Source organism: gamma proteobacterium symbiont of Scutellera amethystina (assembly GCF_059730845.1).
The window spans coordinates 2,298,137-2,325,009 of record NZ_AP035935.1 but is presented as its reverse complement, the minus strand read 5'-3'; the positions used below and the strand labels follow the sequence as shown (position 1 = coordinate 2,325,009).

Genomic DNA, 26,873 nt, shown 5'->3' with positions numbered 1-26,873 from the left:
AGTGTAGACAGCGGGCGTGCCGTCTGGCCCGGGATTTGTAATTTGTCCTGTAAACTCGCAGAATAGTGTAAAATCTGGCTTGATAGCTAGCAAGCTAATTATAAGGAGATGAAATGGATACGCCGCTTGGAACAGATCTGTCTCGCCTGGTGCGCATCTGGCGCGCGTTGATCGACCAGCGTCTGAAGCCGCTTGAGTTGACACAAACCCACTGGGTGACGTTGCACAATATTCATCAACTCCCGCCAGAGCAGTCGCAGATTCAGCTGGCGAAAGCCATCGGTATTGAGCAGCCGTCGCTGGTGCGTACGCTGGATCAGCTGGAAGAGAAGGGGCTCATCACCCGCGCCACCTGCGCTAACGATCGCCGCGCCAAGCGCATCAAGCTGACCCGTCAGGCTGAACCGATCATTGAGCAGGTCGAAAACGTGATAGACGCGACGCGTGACGACATCCTCTCCGGCATCAGCCTCGAAGAGATCAATCAGATGGTGACGCTGATTGCCCGGCTGGAAAAAAACATTCTCGAGTTGCAGAACCGCGAGAAATAAAAAAACCGACGCACTGGCGTCGGTTTTTTTTATCTGTGCGCTTAGCGCGGAGAGACGGTGACCTGGCTGCCGTTGGAGGCCATCACCACGCGCTGGCCGACCGAGTAACGACTGGCGGACTGTTTCTGCACCACCATAATGGTATTGCCGTCATCCTTACGGATCTCCAGCTCTACGCCGTCAGATTTGTTGAGCGCACCCTGCACGCCCTGACCGGCTACGCCGCCCAGTACCGCACCGCCGGCCGTTGCCAGACTGCGCCCCGCGCCGCCGCCGATGGTGTTACCGAGGAAACCACCCAGCACCGCACCGCCAATGGCACCGATCACATTACTGTCATCGCCGCCCTGAATTTTTACCGGACGCACGGATACCAGCGTACCGTATGAGACGCTTTGAACCTGCTTGGCTTCGCTGGCGCTGTAAACATCGCCGGAAAGGGTATCGTTATTAACACAGCCAGCCAGCGTGATACCCGCCAGGGCTACGGCTACGAAACGCTTAATCATGAGAAAGCTCCTTAATGCAAAAAAACGCCATATTCTCGTCCTGTACTGCAACAGTATAAGTCAGAAAATGGTCAATTGACGCGATGTCCGAACAATATGCGGCTGGGCCGAAGCATAGACCACCGCCCATCAACAAAAATTCAATTGCCGGATGAAAATAGTTTGCTGCCGGAATGCGTGTCGCAGCGCAGTTGAAAAGCGGAAATTTATCATAGAATTAGCCCCGGTAATTTGCCAGGCTAAACACAGATGCATTGCAGGCCCGCAAACGGGTAAGGAAGCGCTATGAAATCAGGACGCTATATCGGCGTGATGTCCGGCACCAGCCTGGACGGCGTAGACGTCGTGCTGGCCGCGATCGACCAGCATATGGTGGCGCAACAGGCCAGCTACTGCCATCCCATCCCGCTGGCGCTGCGTCAGCAGGTGCTGGAAATTTGTCAGGGACAGACGCTGACGCTGTCGCAGCTCGGTCAGCTTGATACCCGGCTCGGCCAGCTGTTTGCGGAAGCCGTACTGACGCTGATGCAGCAGCAGGCGCTGGAGGCCAGCGATATCATGGCGATTGGCTGCCACGGCCAGACGGTGTGGCACGAGCCGCAGTCGGCGGCACCGAATACGCTGCAAATTGGCGACAATAACCAGATCGCTGCCGCGACCGGCGTCACGGTGGTGGGCGATTTTCGCCGCCGCGACATGGCGCTGGGCGGCCAGGGCGCGCCGCTGGTACCGGCTTTTCACCAGGCGTTGCTGATGGACAGCGTTGAACGGCGCATGGTGCTGAATATTGGCGGCATCGCCAATCTGTCGCTGCTGATACCCGGTCAGCCGGTGCGTGGCTTTGATACCGGACCAGGTAATATGCTGATGGATGCGTGGATCTGGCGCCACAAAGGCCTGCCGTTTGATAAAGATGCCGGCTGGGCGCGCAGTGGCCAAGTCGTGCCCGCGCTGCTGGAGCAGATGCTCGGCGATCCGTGGTTTGCGCTGCCGCCACCCAAAAGCACCGGTCGGGAATACTTTAACCTGGGCTGGGTGGAACAGCAGCTGCAGCGCTTCCCGGCGCTGGCCCCGCAGGATGTGCAGGCAACGCTGTGCGAGCTGACCGCGCTGACTATCGCCCATCAGGTACAGCTCAACGATGGCTGCGATCGTCTGCTGGTGTGCGGCGGCGGCAGTCGCAATCCGCTGCTGATGGCGCGGCTGGCCGCGCATTTGTCTGGCACTGAAGTGGGCACCACCGATCAGGCCGGTATCAGCGGTGATGATATGGAGGCGCTGGCCTTTGCCTGGCTGGCGTTCCGCACCCTGTCCGGGCTGCCGGGCAATCTGCCGGCGGTAACCGGCGCGCGCGAAATGAGCGTGCTGGGCGCCATCTATCCCGCCAATTCCCACGCAATACGTTAAGGAGCAAACATGAAAAAGATGATCGTGCTGGCCGGCACCCTGACCTTACTCAGCGGCTGTGGTATCTGGCATAAACCCGCACCCGCGCCAGAGACGTTACATTACCAGTGTGGCACGCTGCCGCTGACGGTCACTCTGGACAACGCGAAGCAGCAGGTAAGCTTTATTCTGGACGGCAAACCACTCACGCTGACCCAGACGGTGTCTGCCTCCGGCGCGCGTTACAGCGATGGCACCTACGTTTTCTGGTCAAAAGGCAATGGCGCTTTTGTTGAACGCAACGATAAAATCGTGATTAATGATTGTGAACTGCAGAACGCGGATGCCTCCGCACAGTAAGAGAGAACCGGGATACCAGCATGAGCGACAGTGACAGCTTGCAACACATTGCCCACCTGCGTCGGGAGTACACGCGTGGCGGGCTGCGGCGCAAAGATTTGCCAGATACTCCTCTGGCGCTGTTTGAGCAGTGGCTGCAGCAGGCGTGCGCCGCGCAGCTGCCCGATCCCACCGCTATGACGGTGGCGACGGTGGACAGCAGCGGCCAGCCCTATCAGCGCATCGTCCTGCTTAAACACTACGATGAGCAGGGCATGGTGTTTTACACCAACCTCGGCAGCCGTAAAGCGCTGCAGCTGGCGGACAATCCGCGCATTTCCCTGCATTTCCCCTGGCACTTCCTTGAGCGTCAGGTGATGGTGCTGGGCGAAGTGGAGAAATTGTCGCCGCTGGAAGTGCTGAAGTACTTCCACAGCCGTCCGCGAGACAGCCAGATTGGCGCCTGGGTATCGAAACAGTCGAGCCGGATTTCCGCGCGCGGCGTGCTCGAGGGCAAATTCCTTGAGCTCAAGCAGAAGTTTCAGCAGGGGGAAGTGCCGCTGCCGAGTTTCTGGGGCGGATTCCGTGTCAGATTCCACACCATGGAGTTCTGGCAGGGCGGCGAACATCGCCTGCATGACCGCTTCCTTTATCAGCGTGATGGCAGCGGCTGGACAATCGACCGTTTAGCACCGTAAAACTGCGTTTTATCCCCTTTCAGCGCTGGCGCACGGCTCGTCAGCGCTTTATGCTATAGCCCTCATTTTTTTCGTATCCGCACGTCAGCGGACAGCTGTGTACCAGCATAGGTGCAGTCTGATCAATTTGGAGTCAGTGATGACCAGCAGTAACCTGATACAACAATTGCAAGAGAGAGGCTTAGTAGCCCAGGTAACGGACGAGGAAGCGTTAGCAGAGCGGCTGGCGCAAGGGCCAATTGCACTCTATTGCGGCTTTGATCCCACCGCTGATAGCTTGCACTTGGGCCATCTGGTGCCGCTGCTGTGCCTGAAACGTTTCCAGGATGCTGGCCACAAGCCGGTGGCCCTGGTCGGCGGTGCCACCGGCCTGATCGGCGATCCCAGCTTTAAAGCGGCCGAACGTAAACTCAATACCACGGAAACCGTTAACGAGTGGGTAGAGAAGATCCGCAAACAGGTTGCGCCTTTCCTCGATTTTGACTGCGGCGACAACAGCGCCATCGCGGCCAACAACTATGACTGGTTTGGCGGCATGAACGTGCTGACCTTCCTGCGCGATATCGGTAAGCACTTCTCGGTCAACCAGATGATCAACCGTGAAGCGGTGAAAATGCGCCTGAACCGTGAAGATCAGGGCATCTCCTACACCGAGTTTTCCTACAACCTGCTGCAGGGTTACGACTTTGCCGAACTGAACAAGCGCTACGACGTGGTGCTGCAGATTGGCGGCTCCGACCAGTGGGGGAACATCACCTCCGGCATCGATCTGACGCGTCGTCTGCATCAGCAGCAGGCGTGGGGACTGACGGTGCCACTGATCACCAAGTCGGACGGTACCAAATTTGGTAAAACCGAAGGTGGCGCGGTATGGCTGGATGCGAAGAAAACCAGTCCGTACAAGTTCTACCAGTTCTGGATTAACACCGCCGACGCGGACGTCTATCGCTTCCTGAAGTTCTTCACCTTCATGAGCATTGAGGAGATCAATGCGCTGGAAGAAGAAGACAAAACCAGTGGCAAAGCGCCGCGCGCGCAGTATGTGCTGGCTGAGCAGGTGACGCGTCTGGTGCACGGCGAAAGCGGGCTGAGCGCGGCGAAGCGCATCACCGACAGCCTGTTCTCCGGCAGTCTGAGCGACATGACCGAAGCGGACTTTGAGCAGCTGGCTCAGGATGGCATGCCGACCATTAGCCTGAAGGCGGACGACGATCTGCAACAGGCGCTGGTGGCGGCGGAACTGGTGCCGTCACGCGGCCAGGCGCGCACCATGATTGGCTCCAACGCGGTATCTGTCAACGGTGAGAAACAGTCTGATGCCGAGTATCGTTTCAGCGACAGCGACAAACTGTTTGGTCGTTACACGCTGCTGCGTCGCGGCAAAAAACACTACTGCCTGATTAGCTGGCAGTAAGGTGCAAGGGCCGGTCTCCGGCCCTTTTTTATGGCAAGCAGTACAGGGCAATAATGAAAAATATCCTCGCAATCCAGTCTCACGTGGTTTATGGCCACGCCGGTAACAGCGCGGCCGAATTCCCGATGCGACGCATGGGCGCCAACGTCTGGCCGTTAAACACCGTGCAGTTTTCCAATCACACCCAGTATGGTCACTGGACCGGCACCGTGATGCCCGCCACCCATCTGACCGATATCGTCAGCGGGATCGCCGCCATCGATCGTCTGAAAACCTGCGATGCGGTGCTGAGCGGCTATCTCGGCTCGGCGGAGCAGGGCGAACAGATCCTGGAAATCGTGCGTATGGTGAAGGCGGCGAATCCTGACGCCTGGTATTTCTGTGACCCGGTGATGGGCCATCCGGAAAAAGGCTGCATCGTTGCGCCCGGCGTAGCGGAGTTTCACTGCAAGCAGGCGATGCCGGCCAGCGATCTTATCGTGCCGAACCTGCTGGAGCTGGAGATGCTCAGTGGCCAGACGGTTGCAAACGTGGAGCAGGCGGTGGTAGCCGCTCGCGCATTGATTGCGCAGGGGCCGCGCGTGGTGCTGGTGAAACACCTGGCGCGCGCCGGACGCCGTAGCGATCGCTTCGAAATGCTGCTGGTCACCGCCGATCAGTGCTGGCACATCAGCCGTCCGCTGGTGGATTTTGGTGTGCGTCAGCCGGTGGGGGTTGGCGATCTGACCAGTGGCCTGTTGCTGGTTGACCTGCTGCACGGCAAATCGCTGCAGGATGCGCTGGAACATGTGACGGCGGCAGTATATGAAGTGATGCTGAAAACCCACGAGATGGGCGAGTATGAACTGCAACTGGTGGCGGCGCAGGATGCGATTGCGCAACCCACGCAGCACTTTGCGGCAGAACAGCTATAATCGCTGCTAATCAACAGGCCGGCCAGCACGCCGGCCTGTGGCATCAGACCAGACCTTCAGCCTTCAGTGCGGCCTGAACCGCCGGCCGCGCGGCCACCCGCGCAAACCATGCCTCCAGCGCGCTCAAACCTTCGAGATTCAGTTTGATGGCTTTTGCCCAGCGCGTAACCACAAACAGATAGACATCGGCGACGGTGAAGCGTAACCCCATCAGCCACTGTTTATCCTGCAGCGCATCGTTAACGCGCTGAAATTTCTGCTCCAGCTGTGCACGCACTATAGCTTTGTACTCTTCCGGCGTATCCGGACGGAACAGCGGGGAAAAGGTTTTGTGCAATTCGCTGCTGATGTAGCTCAGCCACTCCAGCGTGTGATAGCGCGTCAGGCTGCCGGTCGGTGCCAGCAGGTTGCGATCCGGCTTGAGATCCGCCAGATACTGCACAATCGCCACGCCTTCCGTCAGTATGCTGCCGTCATCAAACTGCAGCGCGGGAACCTGTCCTTTGGGGTTTATCTGCCAGTAATCTTCTCCGCGCTCGGTGACTTTCTTCTGCAGATCGACATTGACCTGCGTAAAATCCAGCCCGCATTCGCGCGCAACGATATGCGGCGAGAGCGAACAGGCACCGGGCTTACAATAGAGTTTCATCATGGCCTCTCCTGATGAGTTGTTGTGATGACAGCAGCATAAAACTGCCAGAAATTTTTACCAGTGACAGCGATCAGGAATTGCGGGCGGGCGCGGGAAATTCAGCGGCCGCCTGCAGTCGCGGCGGCAGTGCCGTGAGCGCGAAATCCCAGAAACAGCGTACCTTGGGCGCCATGTTTTTCACCCGCTGCGCCACCAGATGCACCGGCAGCGGTGCCGGCTCCCACTCGCTCAGCAGGCGGATCAGCGTGCCAGCCTGCAGTTCATCTATCACCTGATAAGACAACAGACGGCCAATGCCCTGGCCACTGCACAATGCATCCAGCTGGCTGGCGATATCATTGACGCGCAGGCGTGGGGTGATGCGCACACGCAGGTCGTGCGCGAAGCGCCACTCACGGGTATGGCGTACGCCTGCCACCAGCGCATGCATGCTGAGCTCAGCCGGATGGGCCGGGATTCCGGCCTGGCGAAGGTAGTCCGGGCTGGCGACCAGCATCGATCGTACGCTGCCGACGTTGCGCGCCACCATCGACGAATCCTGCAACTCGCCAATGCGCACCGCAATATCCAGCCCGTTTTCAATCAGGTCCTGATAGCTGTCGCTAAGGATCAGTTCGATTTGCATTTCCGGATGCTGTTGCAGAAAGGCATTAACCAGCGGCATCACGTGGCGACGGCCACACATCACCGGGGCGGTGATGCGCAGCAGGCCGTGCAGTCCGCTGTGGTGGGCGCTGTCGAGCGCGCTCTGGTAATCGTTAAGCAAGCGCTGCGCCTGCTCAAACAGCTGCCAGCCGCTCTCGGTGGGCGCCAGCTGGCGCGTGGTGCGTTCAATCAGGGTGGTGCCGAAACGTGCTTCCAGCGCATTCAGCGTGCGGGTAATGACCGGCGGCGAACGCTGCAATACGCGCGCCGCGCCAGCCAGGCTGCCCTGCTGAATCACCGCAACAAACACCTGCAGCTCGTCAAATCTGTCCATGAGCCATTCCCGATCTCAGCCTGCAAGGCGAGCATAAAAAGCGTGTTGCTTAAACTACAGCGGAAAGCGGGGGTTGTGAAGGGGGATAAAAAAAGCCGGGCTTAGCCCGGCTCAGAAACGATTACTGGTTAGCGCTGGCGCGCTTCAGTTCTGCCTGCGCGTCATCCTGCGTCATGCGGTTGAGCAGCGGGGCGGTAATCAGCATCAGCAGCGCGATTACGCCAGTGGCGATACCAATCTGCTGGAACACCTGGCTATACACGGCCAGTGAGGCGTGTGGATCGGTGACGTTTTCCGGCACCGCCATCAGGTTCGCTACCTTACCGGCAATCATCGCGGCGCCAGCGGTGGTGAGGAACCAGGAGCCCATAATGAAGCCCATCAGACGCTGTGGCACCAGCTGCGCCACCATCGCCAGGCCGAGACCGGAGATCATCAGCTCACCGATACTCTGCAGCGCATAGCTCAGAATCAGCCAGTTCACCGAAACGATACCCGCCTGGTTCGCGAATTTCGCGCCAAACGGCAGCACCAGGAACGCTGCAGAGCACAGCACCATGCCAATGGCAAACTTGTGCGGCATCGGCAGCTTATCGCCAAGCTTGTTATAGACTGCCGCCAGAATCGGGCTGGCCACCATGATCCAGAACGGATTGAGCGCCTGGAACTGTTCCGGCTCAAAGGTGATACCGAGAATCGCGTGCTCGACGTTACGGATGGCGAAGAAGTTCAGCGAGGTTGGCATCTGCATGTACAGCACGAAGAACACAATGGCTTCGACCATCAGCAGGAATGCAACGATCATTTTGCGGCGTGCCGCACCGTGCAGCGCAAAGGCTTCTTTGGCAAACACCAGCACGATACCGATCGCGATCACGCCCAGCGTCATGCGGGCAATGCTCTGATGATGCAGCAACCAGGTGGCCAGTGCGATCAGCGCAACCACGCCGACAAGGGTCATCAGCAGCTTACCGACCTGCAGCGGCGCAAAGTCTGGTTTGGAGCCGTAATTCTTCACCAGGCGCTGGCAGAACAGGAAGTTCAGCAGGGTGATCACCAGGCCGACCACCGACAGCGAAAACGCCGCGCCCCAGCCATATTTGGCCGCCAGCCACGGAGTCAGCATCATGGAGAACAGCGAACCGATGTTGATCGACATGTAGAACATGGTGAAAGCACCGTCGATGCGCGGATCGTCTTTCTCGTAGCAGGTCGACAGCAGTGAAGAAGGGTTAGCCTTGAACAGCCCGCTACCCACGGCAATGGTCGCCATGCCGACATACACCATGGTGGTGTCATGACCGGAGAAGGCAATCATCGCATAGCCCAGCGCCAGCACAATGACGCCGAGAATAATCACGCGTTTGGTGCCGAGCACTTTGTCGCCCAGCCAGCCGCCAATGGCCACCAGGCCGTAAACCAGTGCGCTGAACGAGGTGAACAGGGTGATGGAGTCCGCTTCGGACATCCCCAGCTGTTTCACCAGATAGACCGCCATGATGGCTTGCAGACCGTAGTAGCCAAAACGCTCCCACAGTTCGATGGAGAAGATCAAATAGAACGCTTTCGGCTGACGGAAGGCGTTAAGGCTTACCGCCTCATCAGTGTGTTTGTTTGCAGTTGACACGTATACCTCAGTTTATACATCGCCTGTTTTACAACAGGAATTAAGTCTGCGTCGGGCTGGGTAATCCCGCGCAACATTGTTATTAGAAAGGAAAAACGGCGCCTAATTTGGCTGAATCAGGCCAACAGGGCAAGCATTTTCTGCACGCTGAAATACTTGTTACAGGCAGGGTTATAACCAGGATAATAACTTGTAAATCAGTGTTAAATATCACTGCGTGACATTATAGCAGGATAATTGTTCTTGTTGCAGATCGGTTGATGGATTTTCCTGAGATAAACTGCTTTTCCTGCTCCGGGCAGGACATAATATTATCCAGCCCATTAAGCTGGATGATTCCCCTGATTTTTGCCGAAGAAGTAAGCGCAATTGTCTGATTGTTGAGCACAATACGCAGCTGACGGTTCGCCGCAGGCTAATTTGTTGATCCTGCGCACAAAATTATCAATTAATTAGAAATGTAAAAAAAGAAAACGATTGCCGCTCTCCCGTTTGCCGACAATTTCACCACTTAATCGCGGCTTTCATTGTATAAGCTCTGCAACGCCCCCGGTGGCAGCGACCTGTTGCGCCAGGCAGGGGGAGGATCGATAGCCGATCGCCAGCCCTTAGACAGCCTGAAAAAATTGCTGTAACCTCGTTTTTTCCCTGCAAGGAACTCATCATGAAGCAGTCCGTTCGTGTCGCTCTCGTGGGCGATTACCGTGCCAGTGCCGTCGCGCACCAGGCTATTCCTCCCGCTGTTCAGCTTGCCGCAACCTCTCTCTCACTTAACGTAACCGCCGACTGGATCGCGACGCCGGAAATCGATCTGCCGCGTCTGCACGACTATGATGCCGTCTGGGTGGTGCCTGGCAGTCCCTTCCTGAATGATGCCGGCGTGTTCGACGTCATTCGCTGGGCGCGCGAAAGCGGTAAACCCTTTTTAGGCTCGTGCGCCGGCTTTCAGTATGCGGTAGTGGAGTATGCGCGCAACGTGCTGGGCTGGGAGGATGCTGGCCATGCCGAGACCGACCCTGACGCGCGCTGGGTGATTGCGCCACTGGCCTGTTCGCTGGTCGAGCAGCGCGGTGAGGTCACGTTTGAGCCGGGTTCGCGTATAGCTCAGGCCTACGGCGCGCTGCAGAGTAACGAAGGCTATCACTGCAACTTTGGCGTTAACGCTGAGTTCAGCGAGGCGCTGGTCACGCGCAATCTGCGTATTACCTCATGGGATCTTCAGGGGGATGTGCGCGGGGTAGAGCTGACCGATCATCCGTTCTTTGTCGCCACACTGTTCCAGTCTGAACGCGCCGCGTTACAAAACCGGCTGTCGCCGCTGGTCGTGGCGTGGCTGCAGGCGGCGCGATAACGGTTAATAAGCGATCTACGGCGCGCAGCGTCGCGCCGTTACCGATCAGTCGGTCTTTTCCGTGAACTCACACAAATCTTCAATCAGGCAGGAGCCGCAGCGCGGTTTACGCGCCACGCAGGTGTAGCGACCGTGCAGAATCAGCCAGTGATGGCAGTCAACCTTAAAGTCGGCCGGCACCACTTTGAGCAGCTTCTGCTCCACTTCCTCAACGTTTTTACCCGGCGCAAAGCGGGTGCGATTGCTGACGCGGAAAATGTGGGTATCCACGGCAATGGTGGGCCAGCCAAAGGCGGTATTGAGCACCACGTTGGCGGTTTTACGCCCGACGCCGGGCAGGGCTTCCAGTGCCGCGCGGTCTTCCGGCACCACACCACCGTGCTGCCCCAGCAGAATGCGGCAGGTTTTGATGACGTTTTCCGCTTTGCTGTTAAACAGGCCAATGGTCTTGATGTACTCTTTAACGCCTTCCACGCCGAGCGCCAGCATTGCCGCTGGCGTATTGGCCACCGGATAGAGTCGGGCGGTGGCTTTATTGACGCTGACATCGGTTGCCTGTGCCGACAGCAGCACAGCGATCAGCAGCTCAAACGGTGAGCTGAAATTCAGTTCGGTGGTCGGATGGGGATTAGCGTCACGCAGTCGCGTGAGGATCTGCAGGCGTTTATCCTTATTCACACAGCCTTCCCGGTTTCGCCCTGCGGCGCGGCAGCAGCAGCGTCCAGCTGACGTGCGGCGCGCTGCTTCATTTTCTGATCGATCAGGTATTTGCCGGCCAGCAGCATACCGAGGCCGATAAACGCACCCGGCGGCAGCATCGCCAGCAGCATTGGCGAATCAAAGTGCACCACTTCGATACGCAGTGCTTTGGCCCACGGCCCCAGCAGCTGGTCAGCGCCGTTAAACAGCGTGCCGTTGCCGATCAGTTCACGTATCGAACCCAGCGTCACCATGGCGCAGGTGGCGCCCATGCCGATGGCAAAGCCATCCAGCGCAGCCAGCGGAATGCTGCTTTTCGACGCCACCGCTTCCGCACGTCCTACCACAATACAGTTGGTGACGATCAGCGGGATAAAAATGCCCAGCGACTGATACAGGCCATAGGCATAGGCGTTGATCAGCATCTGCACGCAGCTCACCACGGAAGCGATGATCATCACGTAGATCGGAATACGAATTTCGCCCGGCACCCAGCGGCGCGAAGCGGAAATCGCACTGTTGGTGATGGTCAGTACCAGCGTGGTTGCCAGTCCAAGGCCCAGCGCGTTAGTGGCGGTTGAGGTCACCGCCAGCAGCGGACAGAGCCCCAGTAGCTGCACCAGCGCCGAGTTATTCTTCCACAGTCCGCCAATCAGTAAATTTTTCGCTTCACTCATGGTGCATCTCCACATTCAGGCAGCGAAGCGAGCTTCGCTGGCAGCGTTTCAATCAGCAGCGCCGTGCGTTTGGTGGCGTTGACCACCGCGCGCGGCGTGATGGTCGCGCCGGTAAACTGGTCAAATTCGCCACCGTCTTTTTTCACGGCAAAGGCTTTATCGTCGGCACCGTGCACCACTTTGCCGTTAAAACTGTTGATCCAGTCGGAAATTCGCAGCTCGATTTTATCACCCAGACCCGGCGTCTCATGATGTTCAATTACGCGTACGCCCAGCACTTTGCCGTGAAAATCGGCGCCGACCAGCATCTGTATCGCGCCAGAATAGCCGTCAGGGGCGGTGGTCTCAAGTGCGGCGGCCACCGGTTGATCCCCTTTGCGCGCCACATACAGATGATGCGGTTTGTCGTTGCCGAGCGCGCGGGCATCGGTCACCAGCAAACACTCCTGCTGAATATTGTTGTCGTACAAATCGGTGGGCACCACCTGGTCGAGCAGGTTTTTCTGCTGCAGCGCAGTCTGGTGATCGACCGTCGGTTTGGTGACATAGTTGACCACCGCCGTCACGCCGGTGGTGATCACGGCAAACATGCCCAGCGTGAACGCGTTTTTACGAATGGTTTCGATCATCATCAATCCCTGCGATGTCCATACACGCGTGGCTGCGTGTAGTAGTCAATCAGCGGCACGCAGATGTTGGCGAGCAGCACCGCGAAGGCGACGCCATCCGGATAGCCACCGAAGCTGCGAATCAGCCACACCAGCAGGCCAATCAGCGCACCGTAAATCAGCCGGCCACGGTTGGTGGTGGACGCGGTGACCGGATCGGTGGCAATAAAGAACGCACCGAGCATGGTCGCCCCGGAGAACAGATGCACCAGCGGTGAGTTCAGCGACTGCGGCGCGAACAGCCAGCCGAGCGTGGCGCACAGCGCCAGCGACAGCAGAAAGCTGAACGGGATATGCCAGCGAATGGCGTTCTTCGCCAGCAGCAGCATGCCGCCGAGCAGATAGCCGAGATTGACCCACTGCCAGCCGAGGCCGGCCAGTACGCCGCCGTAAATCGGCTGGGCCACCAGCTGTTCGGCGCTGTGTCCGGCGCGCAGGCCGGTTTTAAAGGTATCGAGCGGCGTGGCCTGGCTCACGCCATCCACTCCCAGCTGCAACTGCTGCATGGTGTCACCGGCCAGCGTGTGGCCGGTAAAAATCATACTGAGTGAGTCCATCAGGCCAGGTTTGATCGCCTGCAGGACATCCGGCGGCAGCCAGCTGGTCATCTGCACCGGGAAGGAGATCAGCAGTACCACATAACCGACCATGGCCGGATTGAACGGATTCTGGCCGAGGCCGCCGTACAGTTGCTTGGCGATAACCACAGCAAATACGGTACCTAGCACCACCAGCCACCACGGCGCCAGCGGCGGCAGGCTGATGCCCAGCAGCAGCGCCGTCAGCAGGGCAGAGTTATCTGCCAGCGTCGGCACTACCGGCGCGTGACGCAGGCGCAGAATCACGCCCTCGGTGATCCATGCGGTAGCGACTGCCAGCAGCACCTGAATCAGGAAACCGATGCCGAAGAAATACCACTGTGCCGCCATGCCGGGCAGCGCGGCCAGTACCACCAGCAGCATGATGTTGCCGGTGCTGCGGCGGTTATGGGTATAAGGCGAACTTGCAATACGAAAAGCCATTTAGTCCTCAGTCGTCGAAGGCTGCTGCTGCGCTTTACGCGCTTTGGCACGGGCGACCGCTGCGGCAATCGCCGCTTTGCGTGGGTCGGCGGAGTCAGGAGAGGCAGCAGCCTCCACTTCAGGGGATGCGGCGGGCGCGTCGGCTGTCTGCTGCGCTGCGGCCGCGGCTTTCTTCGCTTTGGCACGGGCGATAGCGGCTTCGACTGCGGCTTTGCGCGGATCGACCTCAGCTGCGGGTGTTTCCGCTGCTGGCTCAGCGTCGGCCGACGTCTGCGCGGCCGCGGCTTTCTTCGCTTTGGCACGGGCGATAGCAGCTTCGACTGCGGCTTTGCGCGGATCGACCTCAGCTGCGGGCGTTTCCGCTGCCGGCTCAGCGTCGGCCGGCGTCTGCGCGGCCGCAGCTTTCTTCGCTTTGGCACGCGCAATAGCCGCTTCGACTGCGGCTTTGCGCGGATCGACCTCAGCCGCTGGCGTTTCCGCTGCCGGCTCAGCGTCGGCCGGCGTCTGCGCCGCCGCCGCTTTCTTCGCTTTGGCGCGCGCAATAGCGGCTTCGACTGCGGCTTTGCGCGGATCGACTTCAGCTGCTGGCGCTTCGGCTGCCGGCTCAGCATCGGCCGGCGTCTGCGCTGCGGCAGCTTTCTTCGCTTTGGCGCGCGCAATAGCGGCTTCAACCGCCGCTTTGCGCGGATCGCTTTCTGCGGTCGTGGTGTCAGCGGCTGGCTGTGCCGGCGCGGCTACTTTTTTCGCTTTGGCACGCGCAATGGCGGCTTCCACGGCGGCCTTGCGCGGGTCAATGGCCTGGCGGCTTAGCGGTTCGGTTTCAGCCTGCTTCTCAGCCTGCTGCGCCAGCGACCGGGCATGGCGCGCTTCGCGTTCTGCCGCTTCCTGCTCCGGCGTCTTCGCCGGACGCGCTTTCACGCGCCCGGTTGCTGCTTCGAGCTCTGCTTTGTCGCTGCGCGCAACTCGCTGTTTGGCCTGCTCGTGGCGCGCCTCCCGCGCCAGTTTTTCCCGCTCAAGGCGTGCCTGACGCGCTTCAAAGCGTGCTTTGGCTTCGGCGGTGCGTTTGGCCTCCAGATCGATGGCGCGCAGTTCGGCTTTTTCCTGGCGGTAATACTGCACCAGCGGAATATTGCTGGGACAGACATACGCACAGGCACCGCACTCAATGCAGTCATCAATGTGATGGGCGCGCGCTTTATCATGATCGCCACCCTGGCTGTACCAGTACAGCTGCTGCGGCAGCAGTTTTGCCGGGCAGGCGTCAGCGCAGGCGCTGCAGCGGATGCAGGACTGTTCTTCCTGCGGTTGCCCCATCTCGCTGGCCGACGGTGCCAGAATACAGTTGGTGATCTTCACCACCGGCACGTTGAGGGACGGCAGGGTAAAGCCCATCAGCGGCCCGCCCATGATCACCATCTGGCGTGCGCCTGGCGTGAAACCGACCTGTTGCAGCAGATGGCTTACCGGGGTACCGAGACGGCCCCAGACGTTACGCGGCCGGGCAATGGCCTCGCCAGTCAGCGTCACCACGCGTTCCGTAATCGGTTCGCCATCGACAATGGCGCGCTTCACCGCCCAGGCGGTGCCGACGTTCTGCATCAGCACGCCAATGTCGGTGGAGCGTCCGCCGTGCGGCACTTCCCGCCCGGTGAGAATTTTGGTCAGCTGTTTGGCACCGCCGGAAGGGTACTTGGTTGGGATCACCCGCAGCTGCAGCTCACGGTCACCGGCCAGCGCCTGTTTCAGCGCGGCAATTGCCTCCGGCTTATTGTCTTCAATGCCAATCAGCACGCGCTCCGCCTGCAGCACCCAGGCGAGGATGCGGCAGCCTTCCAGCACTTCCGCCGCACAATCCTGCATCAGGCGGTCGTCCGCCGTGATGTAAGGTTCGCACTCGGCGGCGTTGATGATCAGCGTGTTGACGCCGCGCAGTCCGCCGCGCAGTTTGGTGGCGGTCGGGAAGCCTGCGCCGCCGAGGCCCGCAATACCGGCATCGTGGATGCGTTTCACTACCGCGTCCCGACCCAGCGCGCGATAGTCCGGCTGCGGATCAAGCGGCATCCAGCGGTCTTCGCCATCGGCGCGCAGGAAAACGCATAGCTCGGACAGGCCGGAAGGGTGCGCGGTCATGTGTGGCGCGATGGCTTCAATGGTGCCGGAAGTGGGCGCGTGCACCGGTAGCATCCGGCCGCTGCCAAAGGTCAGCGGCTGGCCGCGCAGCACCTTATCGCCCGGCGCGACACAGATTTCGCCTTCGTGGCCAATATGCTGTTTTAACGGAATGATGAACTGCTCAGGCAGCGGGAGCTGGCTGAGCGGCGTGCCGCTGGACTGAGTTTTCATTTCCGGCGGGTGAATGCCGCCTGCGAAATCCCACAGCTTGTCTTTGCGCAGCAGTGATAACAGATTAAGCATGATGTTCTACCGGGATCACCCGTACAGGTATGGTGTCAAGATCCCACTTCCAGTTGGCCGTGGTGGTGGCAACCGGACGCATCTCAATGCAGTCGGTCGGGCAGGGCGCGACGCACAGGTCGCAGCCGGTGCAGACATCGCTCAGCACGGTGTGCATGGCGCGCGTGGCACCGACGATGGCGTCAACCGGGCAGGCCTGAATACATTTGGTGCAGCCAATGCAGTTGGCTTCGTCAATCCACGCCACGGTGCGCACCGGCGTCAGCACTTCCGCGCCGCCATCCAGCGGCTGCGGTTCAACGTTAAGCAGCTCGGCCAGCTTAAGCATGGTCTGTTCGCCGCCCGGCGCACATTTGTTAATGGCCTCACCGTTATTGCCCACCGCATCGGCGTACGGACGGCAGCCGGGATAGCCACACTGGCCGCACTGGCTCTGCGGCAGAATCGCATCGATCTGCTCGACAATCGGGTCTTCTTCTACTTCAAAACGGCGCGAGGCGTAGCCCAGCAGGGCACCAAACACCAGCGCCAGCGCCGCCAGTACAGCTATAGCAATCCAAATCGCGGTCATATCAGAATTTCACCAGACCGGTAAAGCCCATGAACGCCAGTGCCATCAGGCCAGCGGTGATCAGGGCAATGGAACTTCCTTTGAACGGTGCCGGCACGTTGGCCAGCACCAGACGTTCACGCATGCCAGCGAACAGCACCATCACCAGCGAAAAGCCGAGTGACGCACTGAAGCCGTACAGCGCCGCCTGCAGGAACGTGTGGTTGAGGTTGACGCTCAGCAGCGGCACGCCCAGTACAGCGCAGTTGGTGGTGATCAGCGGCAAAAAGATACCGAGCAGGCGATACAGCGACGGGCTGGTTTTACGCACCACCATTTCGGTGAACTGCACCACTACCGCAATCACCAGGATATAGGCCATGGTACGCAGGTACACCAGATCAAGCGGCAGCAGAATCAGGTGATTCACCAGCCAGGCGCAAATCGACGCCAGCGTAATGACGAACGTGGTGGCAAGTCCCATGCCAATGGCCGTTTCCAGTTTTTTTGACACGCCCATAAAAGGGCAAAGGCCGAGGAATTTGACCAACACGAAGTTGTTCACCAGCACTGTGCCAATAAAGAGCAGTAAGTAATCGGTCATTTTTTAACCTGGGAAGCCGAAAGGCGTTTATTATCCGGAATTGAGAGGTGCATCTCAACCTTTGCGCGATTCGTGCGCTGGCTGAGAGCACTCAGAATTAAATTCCTGACGAAAAGAGCGTCATCAGGGCTGAATAAAGGTCTGTTTGACCCGCTGTGAGCGTTTGAAGTAGGGCACAAAGACCGCCGCCGAGAGCAGGGCCAGCAGCAGCGTCTGGATCGCTTTACCATCGGCCACCGGCGTGAAGGCAAAGGTTTTCAGCGCCAGCAGCACCGTCATCAGCAGCCAGATGATGTAGTGACGCGGCAGACGGCGCGAGCGCTGACAAAAGATCCAGCACACCCAGATGCTGTACAGCCACACCGCGGCGGCGGTGAGTAAAGACACCAGCCACTGCGTCATTAAAATACTGGCGTGAGAAAACAGCGTGGTGCGCAGTTCCGTGTCAAACAGCGGCCGCAGATAGAGCGCCACCACCAGCGCGCTGGTCAGCATCGTCATAATCAGCCAGGCCAGCGGCAGCAGCAGCCAGCCGGCAATACGCGGCGGGTTTACCGATTCGGACATGTTATTCATCCTGATAAGCAAAAAAGACGAGGCAGAGCGTACCATGTCCAAACGGGTCACGCCCGATTCGGACAGCGCACCAGGGGCAAAAACAGAGATAAGCGCGCTTTACACCACGTAGCGCCAGACGGATTTCGGCACACAGCCGAGGTCATACAGACGGCCACCTGAGGCGAGTTCAGCACGGCGGTGATCGGCGGCGCGGTACATATTGATGATTTCGTTATCATCGGTGAGCGAGTAATTGAGGTGGTCGTAGAGTTTTTCCAGACTCTCAAGATTATTCACTTTACGAAATTTCAGCAGGTAATCGAGCGCAGTCATGATTGCCATAAAAGATAGAGAACGGGGGAAGTGCTCAAGTATAGGGAGCACGCGGCCAGAGTCCAGACACCGCGGTTAAAAAAATTCAAAATTCAGACAACGTGCGCTAATTCGCTCATCAAAAGGGACTTTTTTACGCTTTTATCTTTTTTAACGCGCATTTTTCTGCGTATCAGGCGCGTTTTCGGCCCCGTTAACCGGGGGCTGGTGAGAAAATTTAACAGGTTCCTTAAGCGGTATTCCAGACGCTATTTTTCGCACTTTTGTTACGCTTATTTTGAAACGCAGCAGGCGCGAAAAAGCGATTTATCTGTAACCGGTGACGCACAAGGGTGCAGCTGTGATGAAACGTCAAATCGCAAGTGTGCGAATTATCACAAAACAGAACATTGCCTGCCGCGCGCATGAATAACCATTCTTTACGTGTCCGTTGTAATCGTTTCCAGTGCCTGCGGTCATAACCGCTTCTGTTTATTACAGTTATTTAACCTCCGCTGACATAAAGTTCAGGCGTTTTGTCCATAAGCTGAGTCAGCTGTCTGACACGCTGATACGCGTAACCCCTTTAATTCATTCTGTTTTGTGAGGTGTGTCGCGCTTGTTTTAGCGCAATTGCGCCAGGCTTGAAGCGCGTTTGTACCCCTACAGCACACTCCCTTCAGAGGAATGAAAATTATGTGGAAACGTTTACTCTTGACCACCATGGTCAGCGCCGCACTCAGCACATCGGTTCTGGCTGCCGACATGACGGTGGGCTTCTCGCAGGTCGGTTCTGAATCCGGCTGGCGTTCGGCCGAAACCAACGTGGCAAAAAGTGAAGCGCAAAAGCGCGGTATCACCCTGAAAATTGCCGATGGTCAGCAGAAGCAGGAGAACCAGATCAAAGCGGTGCGCTCGTTTATCGCTCAGGGCGTTGATGCCATCTTTATCGCGCCAGTGGTACAGACTGGCTGGGAACCGGTGCTGGAAGAGGCCAAAGACGCCAAAATTCCGGTGTTCCTGCTGGACCGCGCCATCGTGGTGAAAGATAAATCGCTGTACATGGCGGTGGTGACGGCCGACAACGTGCTGGAAGGCAAACTGATTGGTGACTGGCTGGTGAAAACCGTCGGTGACAAGCAGTGTAACGTGGTGGAACTGCAGGGTACCGTCGGTGCCAGCGTGGCGATCGACCGTAAGAAAGGCTTTGCCGAAGCTATCGCCGGCCACAACAACATTAAAGTGATTCGCTCGCAGTCCGGTGACTTTACCCGCAGTAAGGGTAAAGAGGTGATGGAGAGCTTCATCAAAGCCGAGAACAACGGCAAAAACATCTGCATGGTGTATGCGCATAACGATGACATGGCGATCGGCGCCATCCAGGCAATTAAAGAAGCCGGCCTGAAACCGGGCAAAGATATTCTCACCGGTTCGATTGATGGCGTGCCGGATATCTATAAAGCGATGCTGGCCGGCGAGGCCAACGCCAACGTTGAGCTGACGCCAGACATGGCCGGCCCGGCTTTTGACGCGCTGGAGAAATTCAAAAAAGACGGCACGCTGCCGCCGAAGATTATCAAAACCGAATCAAAACTGTTCTTACCGGCTGACGCTCAGGCGGAGCTGGATAAGAAAAAAGGCATGGGTTACTGATCCCCGCAACCGCCCTTCGGGGCGGTTTTTATGACGTAAGCGAGGCAGAATCTGATGAGCAGCTACGATGAAACACCCCTGCTGAGCCTCAACGGCATCAGCAAAGGCTTTCCCGGCGTCAAAGCGCTGGATAACGTGTCGTTCAGTATCCGCAAGGGCGAAATTATGGCGCTGCTGGGTGAGAACGGCGCGGGGAAATCGACCCTGATTAAAGTGCTGACCGGCGTCTACACGCGGGATGCCGGCACCATTACCCTCAACGGCGCGGTGATTGCGCCGCACAGTACCGCCGATGCGCAGCAGATGGGCATTGGCACCGTTTATCAGGAAGTGAATCTGCTGCCGAATATGTCGGTGGCGGATAACCTCTACATTGGCCGCGAGCCGCGCCGCTTCGGCATGATCGATCGCAAGCGCATGGTGCGCGACGCCGATGCGCTGATGCGCAACTACGGCTTCGCGCTGGATGTGACGCGTCCGCTCGGCCACTACTCGGTGGCGATGCAGCAGATCATTGCGATCTGCCGCGCAGTCGATCTCTCCGCGCAGGTACTGATTCTGGATGAACCAACTGCCAGCCTCGATGCCAGTGAAGTGGAGATGCTGTTTACCCTGATGGCGCAGCTGAAAGCCAAAGGCATGAGCCTGATTTTCGTCACCCACTTTCTCGACCAGGTGTACCGCATTACCGACCGGATTACCGTACTGCGCAACGGCCAGTTTATCGCCACGCGGGACACCGCCTCGCTGCCGCAGATTGAGCTGATTAAGCTGATGCTGGGGCGAGAGCTGCTGGAAACCGCACTGCAGCGCCAGGGCAGTACGTTACGCAGCAATCAGCCGGTGGTGTCGTTTGAGGATTACGGTAAGAAAGGCACCATTGAACCGTTTAGCCTGCAGGTACGGCCGGGCGAAGTGGTGGGGCTGGCCGGGCTGCTCGGCTCCGGGCGCACCGAGACCGCCGAGGTGCTGTTTGGCATCCGCCGCGCCGATCGCGGTACCGCCACCATCAAAGGCAAAGTGCAGCACATCCGCACGCCGGCCAAAGCCTCGCGTCTCGGCATGGGCTTCTGCCCGGAAGATCGTAAAACTGACGGCATCATCGGCGCGGCCTCGGTGCGGGAAAACATCATTCTGGCGCTGCAGGCGCAGCGTGGCTGGCTGCGGCCGATCAAACGTCGTGAGCAGCAGGCGATAGCCGAGCGTTTTATCAAGAGTCTGGGTATTCGCACGCCGCACGCCGACCAGCCGGTGGAGCTGCTGTCGGGTGGCAACCAGCAGAAGGTGCTGCTGTCACGCTGGCTGGTGACTAAACCACAGTTTCTGATTCTGGATGAGCCGACGCGCGGTATCGACGTGGGCGCCCACGCCGAGATCATTCGGCTGATAGAATCCCTGTGCGCCGACGGACTGGCGCTGCTGGTCATCTCCTCTGAACTGGAAGAACTGGTGGGCTATGCCGATCGCGTGCTGATCATGCGCGATCTGAAGCAGGTCGCCGAAATTCCGCTGGAACAGCTGTCGGTGGCGTCGATCGTCAACGCCATCGCGGACGGAGGAGCACAACATGCTTGAATCGCCTATGACACACGAAAAACCGGAACGGCGGAAGCCGAAGCTGCCGCCGGGCATGCCGCAGATCGTCGCGCTGATTCTGGTGCTGCTGATCGACAGCCTGGTGGCGAATAACTTTTTTGCTATTCACATTCAGGACGGGCGGTTATTCGGCAGCCCGATTGACATTCTCAACCGCGCCGCACCGGTGGCGCTGCTGGCGATTGGTATGACGCTGGTGATTGCCACCGGCGGGATCGATCTGTCGGTGGGCGCGGTAATGGCGATTGCCGGCGCGACGGCGGCGACGCTGACGGTGGCGGGGCACAGCCTGAGTTTTATTATCCTGGCCACGCTCGGAACCGGGCTGCTATGCGGCCTGTGGAACGGCGTGCTGGTGGCGCTGCTGAAGATTCAGCCGTTTGTTGCCACGCTGATCCTGATGGTGGCCGGGCGCGGCATCGCGCAGCTGATCACCCAGGGACAGATCATCACCTTTAACAGTGACAGCCTCGCGTGGTTTGGCAGCGGTTCGCTGTGGCTGCTGCCGGTACCGGTGTGGATTACCCTGCTGGTGGCCGTGGCGGTGTGTCTGCTGACGCGCAAAACCGCGCTTGGCCTGTTCATCGAAGCGGTAGGTATCAACCTGCGCGCGGCGCGCAATGCCGGGGTGACCGGCTGGCTGGTGGTGATGTCCACCTATGCCATCAGCGGCGTGTGCGCGGCGGTAGCCGGGCTGATTGTCGCCGCCGATATTCGCGGTGCCGATGCCAATAATGCCGGGTTGTGGCTGGAGCTGGACGCCATTCTGGCGGTGGTGATTGGTGGCGCCTCGCTGATGGGCGGGCGTTTTAACCTGGTGCTGTCGCTGGTTGGCGCGCTGATTATCCAGTCAATGAATACCGGAATACTGCTGTCAGGTTTTCCGCCGGAGCTGAACCAGGTGGTGAAAGCGGTGGTGGTGATGTGCGTACTGCTGCTGCAGTCGCCGCGCTTTATCGCCATGCTGAAGGGGAGACGTAAACCATGATCAAGCGTCATTTACCGTTAATGATTACCCTGCTGGTGTTTGTCGCGGGTTACCTGTTCTGCCTCAGCCAGTTTCCCGGCTTTGCCTCAACGCGGGTGATTTGCAACATCCTCACTGATAATGCGTTTCTCGGCATCATCGCCGTCGGCATGACGTTTGTGATTTTGTCCGGCGGCATCGATCTGTCCGTTGGCGCGGTGATCGCTTTCACCGGCGTGTTCCTGGCGCGCATCATCGGCGACTACCATGTCGATCCGCTGCTGGCCTTTGCGCTGATTCTGGCGGCAGGCGCGCTGTTTGGTGCCATGATGGGCTGGCTGATTGATGCATTAAAAATCCCGGCCTTTATCATCACGCTCGCCGGGATGTTTTTCCTGCGCGGCTGCAGCTATCTGGTGTCGGAGAACTCGATTCCTATCGATCATCCGCTGTATACCACGTTGTCGAGCCTGGCGTGGAAAATTCCCGGCGGCGGACGTCTCAGCCTGCTGGCGGTGATTATGCTGGTGGTGGTGGCGGGGGGCATTCTGCTGGCGCACCGTACGCGCTTCGGTAATCAGGTGTACGCCATTGGCGGCAATCTGACGTCGGCTCAGCTGATGGGCGTGTCGACGCGCGCCACCACGATTAAGATTTATATGCTGTCGACCACGCTGGCGACGCTGGCAGGCATCGTATTTTCCATTTACACCTCGGCCGGCTACGCGCTGGCCGGGCTGGGCGTCGAGCTGGATGCCATTGCTTCGGTGGTGATTGGCGGTACGCTGCTGTCGGGGGGCGTCGGTACGGTGCTGGGCACGCTGTTCGGGGTGCTGATTCAGGGGTTGATTCAGACATGGATTAACTTCGACGGCACGCTGAGTTCGTGGTGGACCAAAATCGCCATCGGTATTCTGCTGTTTGCCTTTATTGCGCTGCAGCGTCTGCTGACGGTGATGTGGGACCGCCAGCAGAACGCGCCGGTTAAGCGTTTAACGTCTTAGTCGTGATCGCATGTGTGTTAAGAGGTGCGCAAACTGGCGCACCTTTTTTTATGCTCAGATTCGTGGATGTTAGGTGGGGTTTGCAGTTTTAGCGCTCAGAGTCGTGGATGCTTAGTGGGGTTGCTGTTAATCGGGTGCCCAGCCCCATCAAGGCCAGCCCGATCGCAAAGAAACCCCGCATCCATGCCGATCGGCCGCGCCATCCCTGGCGCGGACGCTTTGCTATTCGGGCTGGTATTGATGGGACAGTTAAGTTGTTCATCGCTGTCATTAATGCGCTGCGCGGCGTTTAAATCTGACCACTCGCAGCACACGGATATGAAGGAAATAAATGCGGGCAGTGGAGTAAAGCGTACGCCGCAGGGATGCGGCGACCGGGGCGACAGGGAGGTATTCACGCCGGCTTTACGTAACGCCTGCCTTTGTTGACTGGCGCGCACGTTTTAAGCCAAAAAAAAGCCGCGATCCACTCGCGGCTTACTTCAACATCTCAGGCAATTAACGTTTCAGGCGGTAGTACGCGTCGTTCCAGCGCAGCGCATCTTTAAAGGCCGGCAGGCGCGTCTCGTCATCAATCACCAGCACTTCAATGCCGTGCAGTTCGCCGTACAGGTACATATCCTCAACATCCAGCGCCTGGCTGAACACCGTATGGTGTGCGCCGCCCGCCAGGATCCACGCTTCAGAAGCGGTGGCCAGCGACGGCTGCGCGCGCCACAGCGCACGTGCCACCGGCAGCTTCGGCAGCGCCTGCGGCTGTTCAATGGTATCGACCACGTTGACCAGCAGACGGAAGCGGTCGCCCATGTCGATGACGCTGGCGTTCACCGCGCGACCCGCCGGCGTCGAGAAAATCAGACGTGCCGGATCGGCTTTACCGCCAATGCCGAGGAACTGCACATCAATCAGCGGCTTCTCCTCTTTGGCGATCGACGGGCACACTTCCAGCATGTGCGAGCCCAGTACCAGCTCGTTGCCCGGCGCGAAGTGGTAGGTGTAATCCTCCATAAATGAGGTGCCACCGGCGCGCGTGCCGGCCTGCACTTTCAGGATGTGCAGCAGCGCGGCGGTTTTCCAGTCGCCTTCACCGGCGAAACCGTAGCCCTGAGCCATCAGGCGCTGAACTGCCAGACCGGGCAGCTGGGTCATACCGTGCAGCGTCTGGAAATTGGTGGTAAAGGCTTTACAGCCTTCGCTATCGAGGAAGCGCTTCAGGCCCAGCTCAATGCGTGCGGCATCCAGCACATTTTGCCGCTTGTCGCCGTTTACAGACGCCGCCGCGCTGAACAGATACTGGCTCTCATATTCGTCGACCAGCGCGTTGACATCACCGTCGCTGACGCTGTTCACCACCTCAACCAGATCGCCGACGCCCCAGCCGTTAACCGCATAGCCAAACTGAATCTGCGCTGCCACTTTATCGCCTTCGGTGACCGCCACTTCGCGCATATTGTCACCGAAGCGCGCCACTTTCAGCTGCTGGCTGGCCTGCTTCGCCAGGGCGGCATTGATCCAGCGCGCAATACGCTGCTGGCTGGTTTTATCCTGCCAGTGACCGGTCACCACGCTGTGCTGCAGACCCATGCGCGCGCCAATGAAGCCGAACTCACGGCCGCCGTGCGCGGTCTGGTTCAGGTTCATGAAGTCCATGTCCATGCTGTCCCACGGAATTTCCGCATTGAACTGGGTGTGAAACTGCAGCAGCGGCTTATGCAAAATACTCAGTCCGCCAATCCACATTTTTGCCGGCGAAAAGGTATGCAGCCAGGTAATGATACCGACGCACTGGCTGTCGTGATTGGCCTCGCGGCACAGCGCCAGCGCTTCATCCGGTGATTTCACCAGCGGCTTCAGCTCAAGCGGCACCGGCAGCGTACCGGCCTGGTTCAGGCCGTCCATCACCTGGCGCGCATGCTGCTCAACCTGGCGCAGGGTTTCCGCTCCGTAGAGATGCTGTGTACCAATCACAAACCAGACTTTCTGTTCCATTCATCGCTCCTTTACTTAGCGGATGCGGCGCGCGCGGCGTACTGCGGTTCAGCCGCCTGGCACCAGTGTTGATAACGTTGATAAAGCTGCTGATAAGTCGCTACGCGCGCGCTGTCCGGCTGCAGGGTGACGGCAATCGGACTGGCCATCACCTGCTGCGCCGCCGGCACATCGGGGTAAACGCCGGCGGCAACGGCGGCAAAAATCGCCGCGCCCAGCGCGCAGCACTCATCGGAAGCGACAATGTCCAGCGGCCGGTTCATCACATCGCAGCAGGCCTGCATGATGGCAGGGGATTTGCGCGCAATGCCGCCGAGCGTCAGGATGTTCTGCACCGGAATCTGCTGCTGTTCGAAGCACTCCATGATGGCGCGAGCGCCGAAGGCGGTGGCGGCAATCAGGCCACCGAACAGCGCCGGCGCATCGGTGCCGAGGTTGAGGTCGGTAATCACGCCTTTCAGGCGCTGGTTGGCGTCCGGCGTGCGGCGACCGTTAAACCAGTCCAGCACCACCGGCAGGTGATCGAGTTGCGGATTTGCCGCCCAGGCGTCGGTCAGCTGGCGGATCAAATCCTGCTGCAGCGCGGCCAGCTGCGGCTGTAATTCAGGATGGCGCTGCGCCGCCTGCTGCAAAGGCCAGCCGAGCAGGCGACTGAACCAGGCGTAGATGTCGCCGAACGCCGATTGTCCGGCTTCACAGCCGATGGCGCCCGGCATTACGCTGCCGTCGACCTGACCGCAGATGCCTTTGATCGCGCGATCGCCCACCTGTTCGCTGTCGGCGATCAGGATGTCGCAGGTCGAGGTGCCGATGACTTTCACCAGCGTGTACGGCTGTGCGCCCGCGCCAACCGCGCCCATGTGGCAGTCAAAGGCGCCACCGGACAGCATCACCTGTTCTGACAGGCCAAGACGCTGCGCCCATTCGCCCGACAGCGTGCCGACCGGCACATCGGCGGTAAAAGTATCGCTGAACAGCGGCGAATCGAGCTGTTCCACCAGCATGGGATCGAGCGCGCGAAAGAACGCCGCCGGCGGTAAACCCTGCCACTCCGGATGCCACAATGATTTGTGCCCGGCGGCACAGCGTCCGCGCCGCAGATCGGCCGGTGCGGTGGTACCGCTCAGCAGCGCAGGCACCCAGTCGCACAGCTCTACCCACGAAACCGCCGCCTCACGCACCGCGGCATCGGCACGCGATACGTGCAAGATTTTGGCCCAGAACCATTCGGAGGAGTAAACGCCGCCGATGTAGCGGGTATAGTCGGTGAACTGGCCGCTGCGGCACAGGCGGTTGATCTCTTCGGCTTCTTCTATGGCGGTATGATCTTTCCACAGCACAAACATGGCGTTGGGATTGCTGACGAATTCCGGACGCAGCGCGAGGACGTTGCCGTCGCGATCGATGGGGGCCGGCGTCGAGCCGGTAGAATCGACGCCAATACCCACCACCGCGGCGCGCTGCGCCGGACTTAACGCCTGCACCACGCTGACGATGGCTTGTTCCAGCGCATCAATATAATCCTGAGGATGATGACGAAAGCGGTTTGCGTGTGCATCGCAGAATTCACCCTTTGCCCAGCGCGGATAGTTGACCACCGCCTTTTCCAGCTCTTTACCGCTGTGGCACTCCACGGCCAGCGCCCGTACCGAGTCACTGCCGAAATCCAGCCCAATTGTTATGGCACCCGCGCTCATCGGGATTCTCCTGTGTGAGTTGTCTCGCTCTATCCTGGAATG

At 59.1% G+C, this 26,873-nt stretch carries 26 protein-coding genes; 11 read left to right on the top strand and 15 right to left on the bottom strand.

Annotation, left to right across the window (positions count from 1 at the left end):
• Positions 1-113 precede the first annotated feature (113 nt).
• The gene (gene slyA, locus AC6I79_RS10760; protein ID WP_010618966.1) at positions 114-551 is read left to right on the top strand and encodes a transcriptional regulator SlyA; all 438 of its coding nucleotides are present in this window, start codon (positions 114-116) and stop codon (positions 549-551) included.
• Between the two features lie 41 nt (positions 552-592).
• Here the strand turns inward: slyA and slyB are convergent, their stop codons facing one another.
• Positions 593-1,060 (bottom strand): outer membrane lipoprotein SlyB, encoded by a 468-nt coding sequence (slyB, locus tag AC6I79_RS10755; RefSeq protein ID WP_021506204.1) that lies wholly within the window; start codon positions 1,058-1,060, stop codon positions 593-595.
• A 285-nt stretch (positions 1,061-1,345) separates the two neighbouring features.
• On the opposite strand from slyB, the gene anmK reads away from it, so the two are divergent.
• From anmK to pdxY, 5 genes are all read left to right on the top strand, one after another.
• Positions 1,346-2,467, top strand: coding sequence for an anhydro-N-acetylmuramic acid kinase (gene anmK / locus AC6I79_RS10750; RefSeq protein WP_127834029.1), 1,122 nt, complete (start codon positions 1,346-1,348; stop codon positions 2,465-2,467).
• 9 nt (positions 2,468-2,476) lie between these two features.
• Positions 2,477-2,806 (top strand): MliC family protein, encoded by a 330-nt coding sequence (locus AC6I79_RS10745; RefSeq protein WP_021506202.1) that lies wholly within the window; start codon positions 2,477-2,479, stop codon positions 2,804-2,806.
• A 20-nt stretch (positions 2,807-2,826) separates the two neighbouring features.
• Positions 2,827-3,483, top strand: a complete 657-nt coding sequence (pdxH, locus tag AC6I79_RS10740) for a pyridoxamine 5'-phosphate oxidase (RefSeq protein ID WP_021506201.1) — start codon at positions 2,827-2,829, stop codon at positions 3,481-3,483.
• 139 nt (positions 3,484-3,622) lie between these two features.
• On the top strand, positions 3,623-4,897 hold the full coding sequence (tyrS, locus tag AC6I79_RS10735) for a tyrosine--tRNA ligase (RefSeq protein WP_059011053.1): 1,275 nt from the start codon (positions 3,623-3,625) through the stop codon (positions 4,895-4,897).
• A 53-nt stretch (positions 4,898-4,950) separates the two neighbouring features.
• Positions 4,951-5,811, top strand: coding sequence for a pyridoxal kinase PdxY (gene pdxY / locus AC6I79_RS10730; protein ID WP_498027282.1), 861 nt, complete (start codon positions 4,951-4,953; stop codon positions 5,809-5,811).
• Between the two features lie 43 nt (positions 5,812-5,854).
• Here pdxY and gstA read toward each other — a convergent pair whose 3' ends face one another.
• The 3 genes from gstA to dtpA all read right to left on the bottom strand — a co-directional run bounded on the left by gstA (position 5,855) and on the right by dtpA (position 9,069).
• Complete coding sequence (gene gstA / locus AC6I79_RS10725) at positions 5,855-6,460, bottom strand: glutathione transferase GstA (protein WP_031279159.1); 606 nt, start codon at positions 6,458-6,460, stop codon at positions 5,855-5,857.
• Positions 6,461-6,533: 73 nt separating this feature from the next.
• Positions 6,534-7,442 carry a LysR family transcriptional regulator gene (locus AC6I79_RS10720; protein ID WP_348878838.1) on the bottom strand — a complete coding sequence of 303 codons (909 nt, stop codon included), beginning with the start codon at positions 7,440-7,442 and terminating at the stop codon, positions 6,534-6,536.
• A 121-nt stretch (positions 7,443-7,563) separates the two neighbouring features.
• Positions 7,564-9,069, bottom strand: a complete 1,506-nt coding sequence (gene dtpA / locus AC6I79_RS10715) for a dipeptide/tripeptide permease DtpA (protein WP_058757699.1) — start codon at positions 9,067-9,069, stop codon at positions 7,564-7,566.
• 664 nt (positions 9,070-9,733) lie between these two features.
• Here dtpA and AC6I79_RS10710 point away from each other — a divergent pair.
• The gene (locus AC6I79_RS10710) at positions 9,734-10,420 is read left to right on the top strand and encodes a CTP synthase C-terminal region-related (seleno)protein (protein WP_058776277.1); all 687 of its coding nucleotides are present in this window, start codon (positions 9,734-9,736) and stop codon (positions 10,418-10,420) included.
• Between the two features lie 45 nt (positions 10,421-10,465).
• On the opposite strand, the gene nth is transcribed toward AC6I79_RS10710, so the two are convergent.
• The 9 genes from nth to ydgT all read right to left on the bottom strand — a co-directional run bounded on the left by nth (position 10,466) and on the right by ydgT (position 17,946).
• Positions 10,466-11,098, bottom strand: a complete 633-nt coding sequence (nth, locus tag AC6I79_RS10705) for an endonuclease III (RefSeq protein ID WP_159378222.1) — start codon at positions 11,096-11,098, stop codon at positions 10,466-10,468.
• Positions 11,095-11,796 carry an electron transport complex subunit E gene (locus tag AC6I79_RS10700; RefSeq protein ID WP_152391060.1) on the bottom strand — a complete coding sequence of 234 codons (702 nt, stop codon included), beginning with the start codon at positions 11,794-11,796 and terminating at the stop codon, positions 11,095-11,097. Before AC6I79_RS10700 ends, nth begins: the two co-directional genes overlap by 4 nt.
• Positions 11,793-12,425, bottom strand: coding sequence for an electron transport complex subunit RsxG (gene rsxG / locus AC6I79_RS10695; protein ID WP_031279157.1), 633 nt, complete (start codon positions 12,423-12,425; stop codon positions 11,793-11,795). The genes AC6I79_RS10700 and rsxG overlap by 4 nt, the downstream gene beginning before the upstream one ends.
• A 2-nt stretch (positions 12,426-12,427) precedes the next feature.
• Positions 12,428-13,486, bottom strand: coding sequence for an electron transport complex subunit RsxD (gene rsxD, locus AC6I79_RS10690; protein ID WP_152391059.1), 1,059 nt, complete (start codon positions 13,484-13,486; stop codon positions 12,428-12,430).
• Positions 13,487-15,901: an electron transport complex subunit RsxC gene (gene rsxC / locus AC6I79_RS10685; RefSeq protein WP_498027281.1), complete on the bottom strand. Its 2,415-nt coding sequence runs from the start codon at positions 15,899-15,901 to the stop codon at positions 13,487-13,489. It abuts the gene before it with no gap.
• Entirely contained in the window at positions 15,894-16,472 is a 579-nt protein-coding gene (gene rsxB / locus AC6I79_RS10680; RefSeq protein WP_021506189.1) for an electron transport complex subunit RsxB, read from the bottom strand. Before rsxB ends, rsxC begins: the two co-directional genes overlap by 8 nt.
• Position 16,473: 1 nt before the next feature.
• Entirely contained in the window at positions 16,474-17,055 is a 582-nt protein-coding gene (gene rsxA, locus AC6I79_RS10675; RefSeq protein ID WP_021506188.1) for an electron transport complex subunit RsxA, read from the bottom strand.
• Positions 17,056-17,178: 123 nt separating this feature from the next.
• A complete protein-coding gene (locus tag AC6I79_RS10670; protein WP_498027280.1) occupies positions 17,179-17,622 on the bottom strand; it encodes a DUF2569 domain-containing protein in 444 nt (147 codons plus the stop codon).
• Between the two features lie 108 nt (positions 17,623-17,730).
• Complete coding sequence (gene ydgT, locus AC6I79_RS10665) at positions 17,731-17,946, bottom strand: transcription modulator YdgT (protein WP_010618950.1); 216 nt, start codon at positions 17,944-17,946, stop codon at positions 17,731-17,733.
• Positions 17,947-18,621: 675 nt separating this feature from the next.
• Between ydgT and ytfQ the strand changes: the two genes are divergently transcribed.
• The 4 genes from ytfQ to yjfF are packed head-to-tail and all read left to right on the top strand — an operon-like array spanning position 18,622 to position 23,145.
• Positions 18,622-19,578: a galactofuranose ABC transporter, galactofuranose-binding protein YtfQ gene (ytfQ, locus tag AC6I79_RS10660; RefSeq protein WP_021506185.1), complete on the top strand. Its 957-nt coding sequence runs from the start codon at positions 18,622-18,624 to the stop codon at positions 19,576-19,578.
• 54 nt (positions 19,579-19,632) lie between these two features.
• A complete protein-coding gene (locus tag AC6I79_RS10655; RefSeq protein WP_021506184.1) occupies positions 19,633-21,153 on the top strand; it encodes a sugar ABC transporter ATP-binding protein in 1,521 nt (506 codons plus the stop codon).
• Positions 21,146-22,162 (top strand): galactofuranose ABC transporter, ATP-binding protein YtfT, encoded by a 1,017-nt coding sequence (gene ytfT / locus AC6I79_RS10650; protein WP_498027279.1) that lies wholly within the window; start codon positions 21,146-21,148, stop codon positions 22,160-22,162. The genes AC6I79_RS10655 and ytfT overlap by 8 nt, the downstream gene beginning before the upstream one ends.
• Positions 22,159-23,145 carry a galactofuranose ABC transporter, permease protein YjfF gene (gene yjfF, locus AC6I79_RS10645; protein WP_021506182.1) on the top strand — a complete coding sequence of 329 codons (987 nt, stop codon included), beginning with the start codon at positions 22,159-22,161 and terminating at the stop codon, positions 23,143-23,145. Before ytfT ends, yjfF begins: the two co-directional genes overlap by 4 nt.
• Positions 23,146-23,643: 498 nt before the next feature.
• Here yjfF and araA read toward each other — a convergent pair whose 3' ends face one another.
• Positions 23,644-25,134, bottom strand: a complete 1,491-nt coding sequence (gene araA / locus AC6I79_RS10640; protein ID WP_021506181.1) for an L-arabinose isomerase — start codon at positions 25,132-25,134, stop codon at positions 23,644-23,646.
• A gap of 11 nt (positions 25,135-25,145) precedes the next feature.
• Complete coding sequence (locus AC6I79_RS10635; RefSeq protein ID WP_238560936.1) at positions 25,146-26,831, bottom strand: ribulokinase; 1,686 nt, start codon at positions 26,829-26,831, stop codon at positions 25,146-25,148.
• Positions 26,832-26,873 lie beyond the last annotated feature (42 nt).

What these genes read in the sequence shown, in the direction of transcription:
- ytfT (WP_498027279.1), top strand. Translation starts at nt 21,146, where the DNA reads ATGCTTGAATCGCCTATGACACACGAAAAACCGGAACGGCGGAAGCCG.
- gstA (WP_031279159.1), bottom strand. Translation starts at nt 6,460, where the DNA reads ATGAAACTCTATTGTAAGCCCGGTGCCTGTTCGCTCTCGCCGCATATC.
- rsxA (WP_021506188.1), bottom strand. Translation starts at nt 17,055, where the DNA reads ATGACCGATTACTTACTGCTCTTTATTGGCACAGTGCTGGTGAACAAC.
- rsxD (WP_152391059.1), bottom strand. Translation starts at nt 13,486, where the DNA reads ATGGCTTTTCGTATTGCAAGTTCGCCTTATACCCATAACCGCCGCAGC.
- pdxY (WP_498027282.1), top strand. Translation starts at nt 4,951, where the DNA reads ATGAAAAATATCCTCGCAATCCAGTCTCACGTGGTTTATGGCCACGCC.
- tyrS (WP_059011053.1), top strand. Translation starts at nt 3,623, where the DNA reads ATGACCAGCAGTAACCTGATACAACAATTGCAAGAGAGAGGCTTAGTA.
- AC6I79_RS10700 (WP_152391060.1), bottom strand. Translation starts at nt 11,796, where the DNA reads ATGAGTGAAGCGAAAAATTTACTGATTGGCGGACTGTGGAAGAATAAC.
- AC6I79_RS10670 (WP_498027280.1), bottom strand. Translation starts at nt 17,622, where the DNA reads ATGTCCGAATCGGTAAACCCGCCGCGTATTGCCGGCTGGCTGCTGCTG.
- AC6I79_RS10720 (WP_348878838.1), bottom strand. Translation starts at nt 7,442, where the DNA reads ATGGACAGATTTGACGAGCTGCAGGTGTTTGTTGCGGTGATTCAGCAG.
- araA (WP_021506181.1), bottom strand. Translation starts at nt 25,134, where the DNA reads ATGGAACAGAAAGTCTGGTTTGTGATTGGTACACAGCATCTCTACGGA.
- AC6I79_RS10745 (WP_021506202.1), top strand. Translation starts at nt 2,477, where the DNA reads ATGAAAAAGATGATCGTGCTGGCCGGCACCCTGACCTTACTCAGCGGC.
- ytfQ (WP_021506185.1), top strand. Translation starts at nt 18,622, where the DNA reads ATGTGGAAACGTTTACTCTTGACCACCATGGTCAGCGCCGCACTCAGC.
- rsxC (WP_498027281.1), bottom strand. Translation starts at nt 15,901, where the DNA reads ATGCTTAATCTGTTATCACTGCTGCGCAAAGACAAGCTGTGGGATTTC.
- slyB (WP_021506204.1), bottom strand. Translation starts at nt 1,060, where the DNA reads ATGATTAAGCGTTTCGTAGCCGTAGCCCTGGCGGGTATCACGCTGGCT.
- AC6I79_RS10710 (WP_058776277.1), top strand. Translation starts at nt 9,734, where the DNA reads ATGAAGCAGTCCGTTCGTGTCGCTCTCGTGGGCGATTACCGTGCCAGT.
- yjfF (WP_021506182.1), top strand. Translation starts at nt 22,159, where the DNA reads ATGATCAAGCGTCATTTACCGTTAATGATTACCCTGCTGGTGTTTGTC.
- rsxB (WP_021506189.1), bottom strand. Translation starts at nt 16,472, where the DNA reads ATGACCGCGATTTGGATTGCTATAGCTGTACTGGCGGCGCTGGCGCTG.
- AC6I79_RS10635 (WP_238560936.1), bottom strand. Translation starts at nt 26,831, where the DNA reads ATGAGCGCGGGTGCCATAACAATTGGGCTGGATTTCGGCAGTGACTCG.
- AC6I79_RS10655 (WP_021506184.1), top strand. Translation starts at nt 19,633, where the DNA reads ATGAGCAGCTACGATGAAACACCCCTGCTGAGCCTCAACGGCATCAGC.
- ydgT (WP_010618950.1), bottom strand. Translation starts at nt 17,946, where the DNA reads ATGACTGCGCTCGATTACCTGCTGAAATTTCGTAAAGTGAATAATCTT.
- slyA (WP_010618966.1), top strand. Translation starts at nt 114, where the DNA reads ATGGATACGCCGCTTGGAACAGATCTGTCTCGCCTGGTGCGCATCTGG.
- rsxG (WP_031279157.1), bottom strand. Translation starts at nt 12,425, where the DNA reads ATGATCGAAACCATTCGTAAAAACGCGTTCACGCTGGGCATGTTTGCC.
- anmK (WP_127834029.1), top strand. Translation starts at nt 1,346, where the DNA reads ATGAAATCAGGACGCTATATCGGCGTGATGTCCGGCACCAGCCTGGAC.
- pdxH (WP_021506201.1), top strand. Translation starts at nt 2,827, where the DNA reads ATGAGCGACAGTGACAGCTTGCAACACATTGCCCACCTGCGTCGGGAG.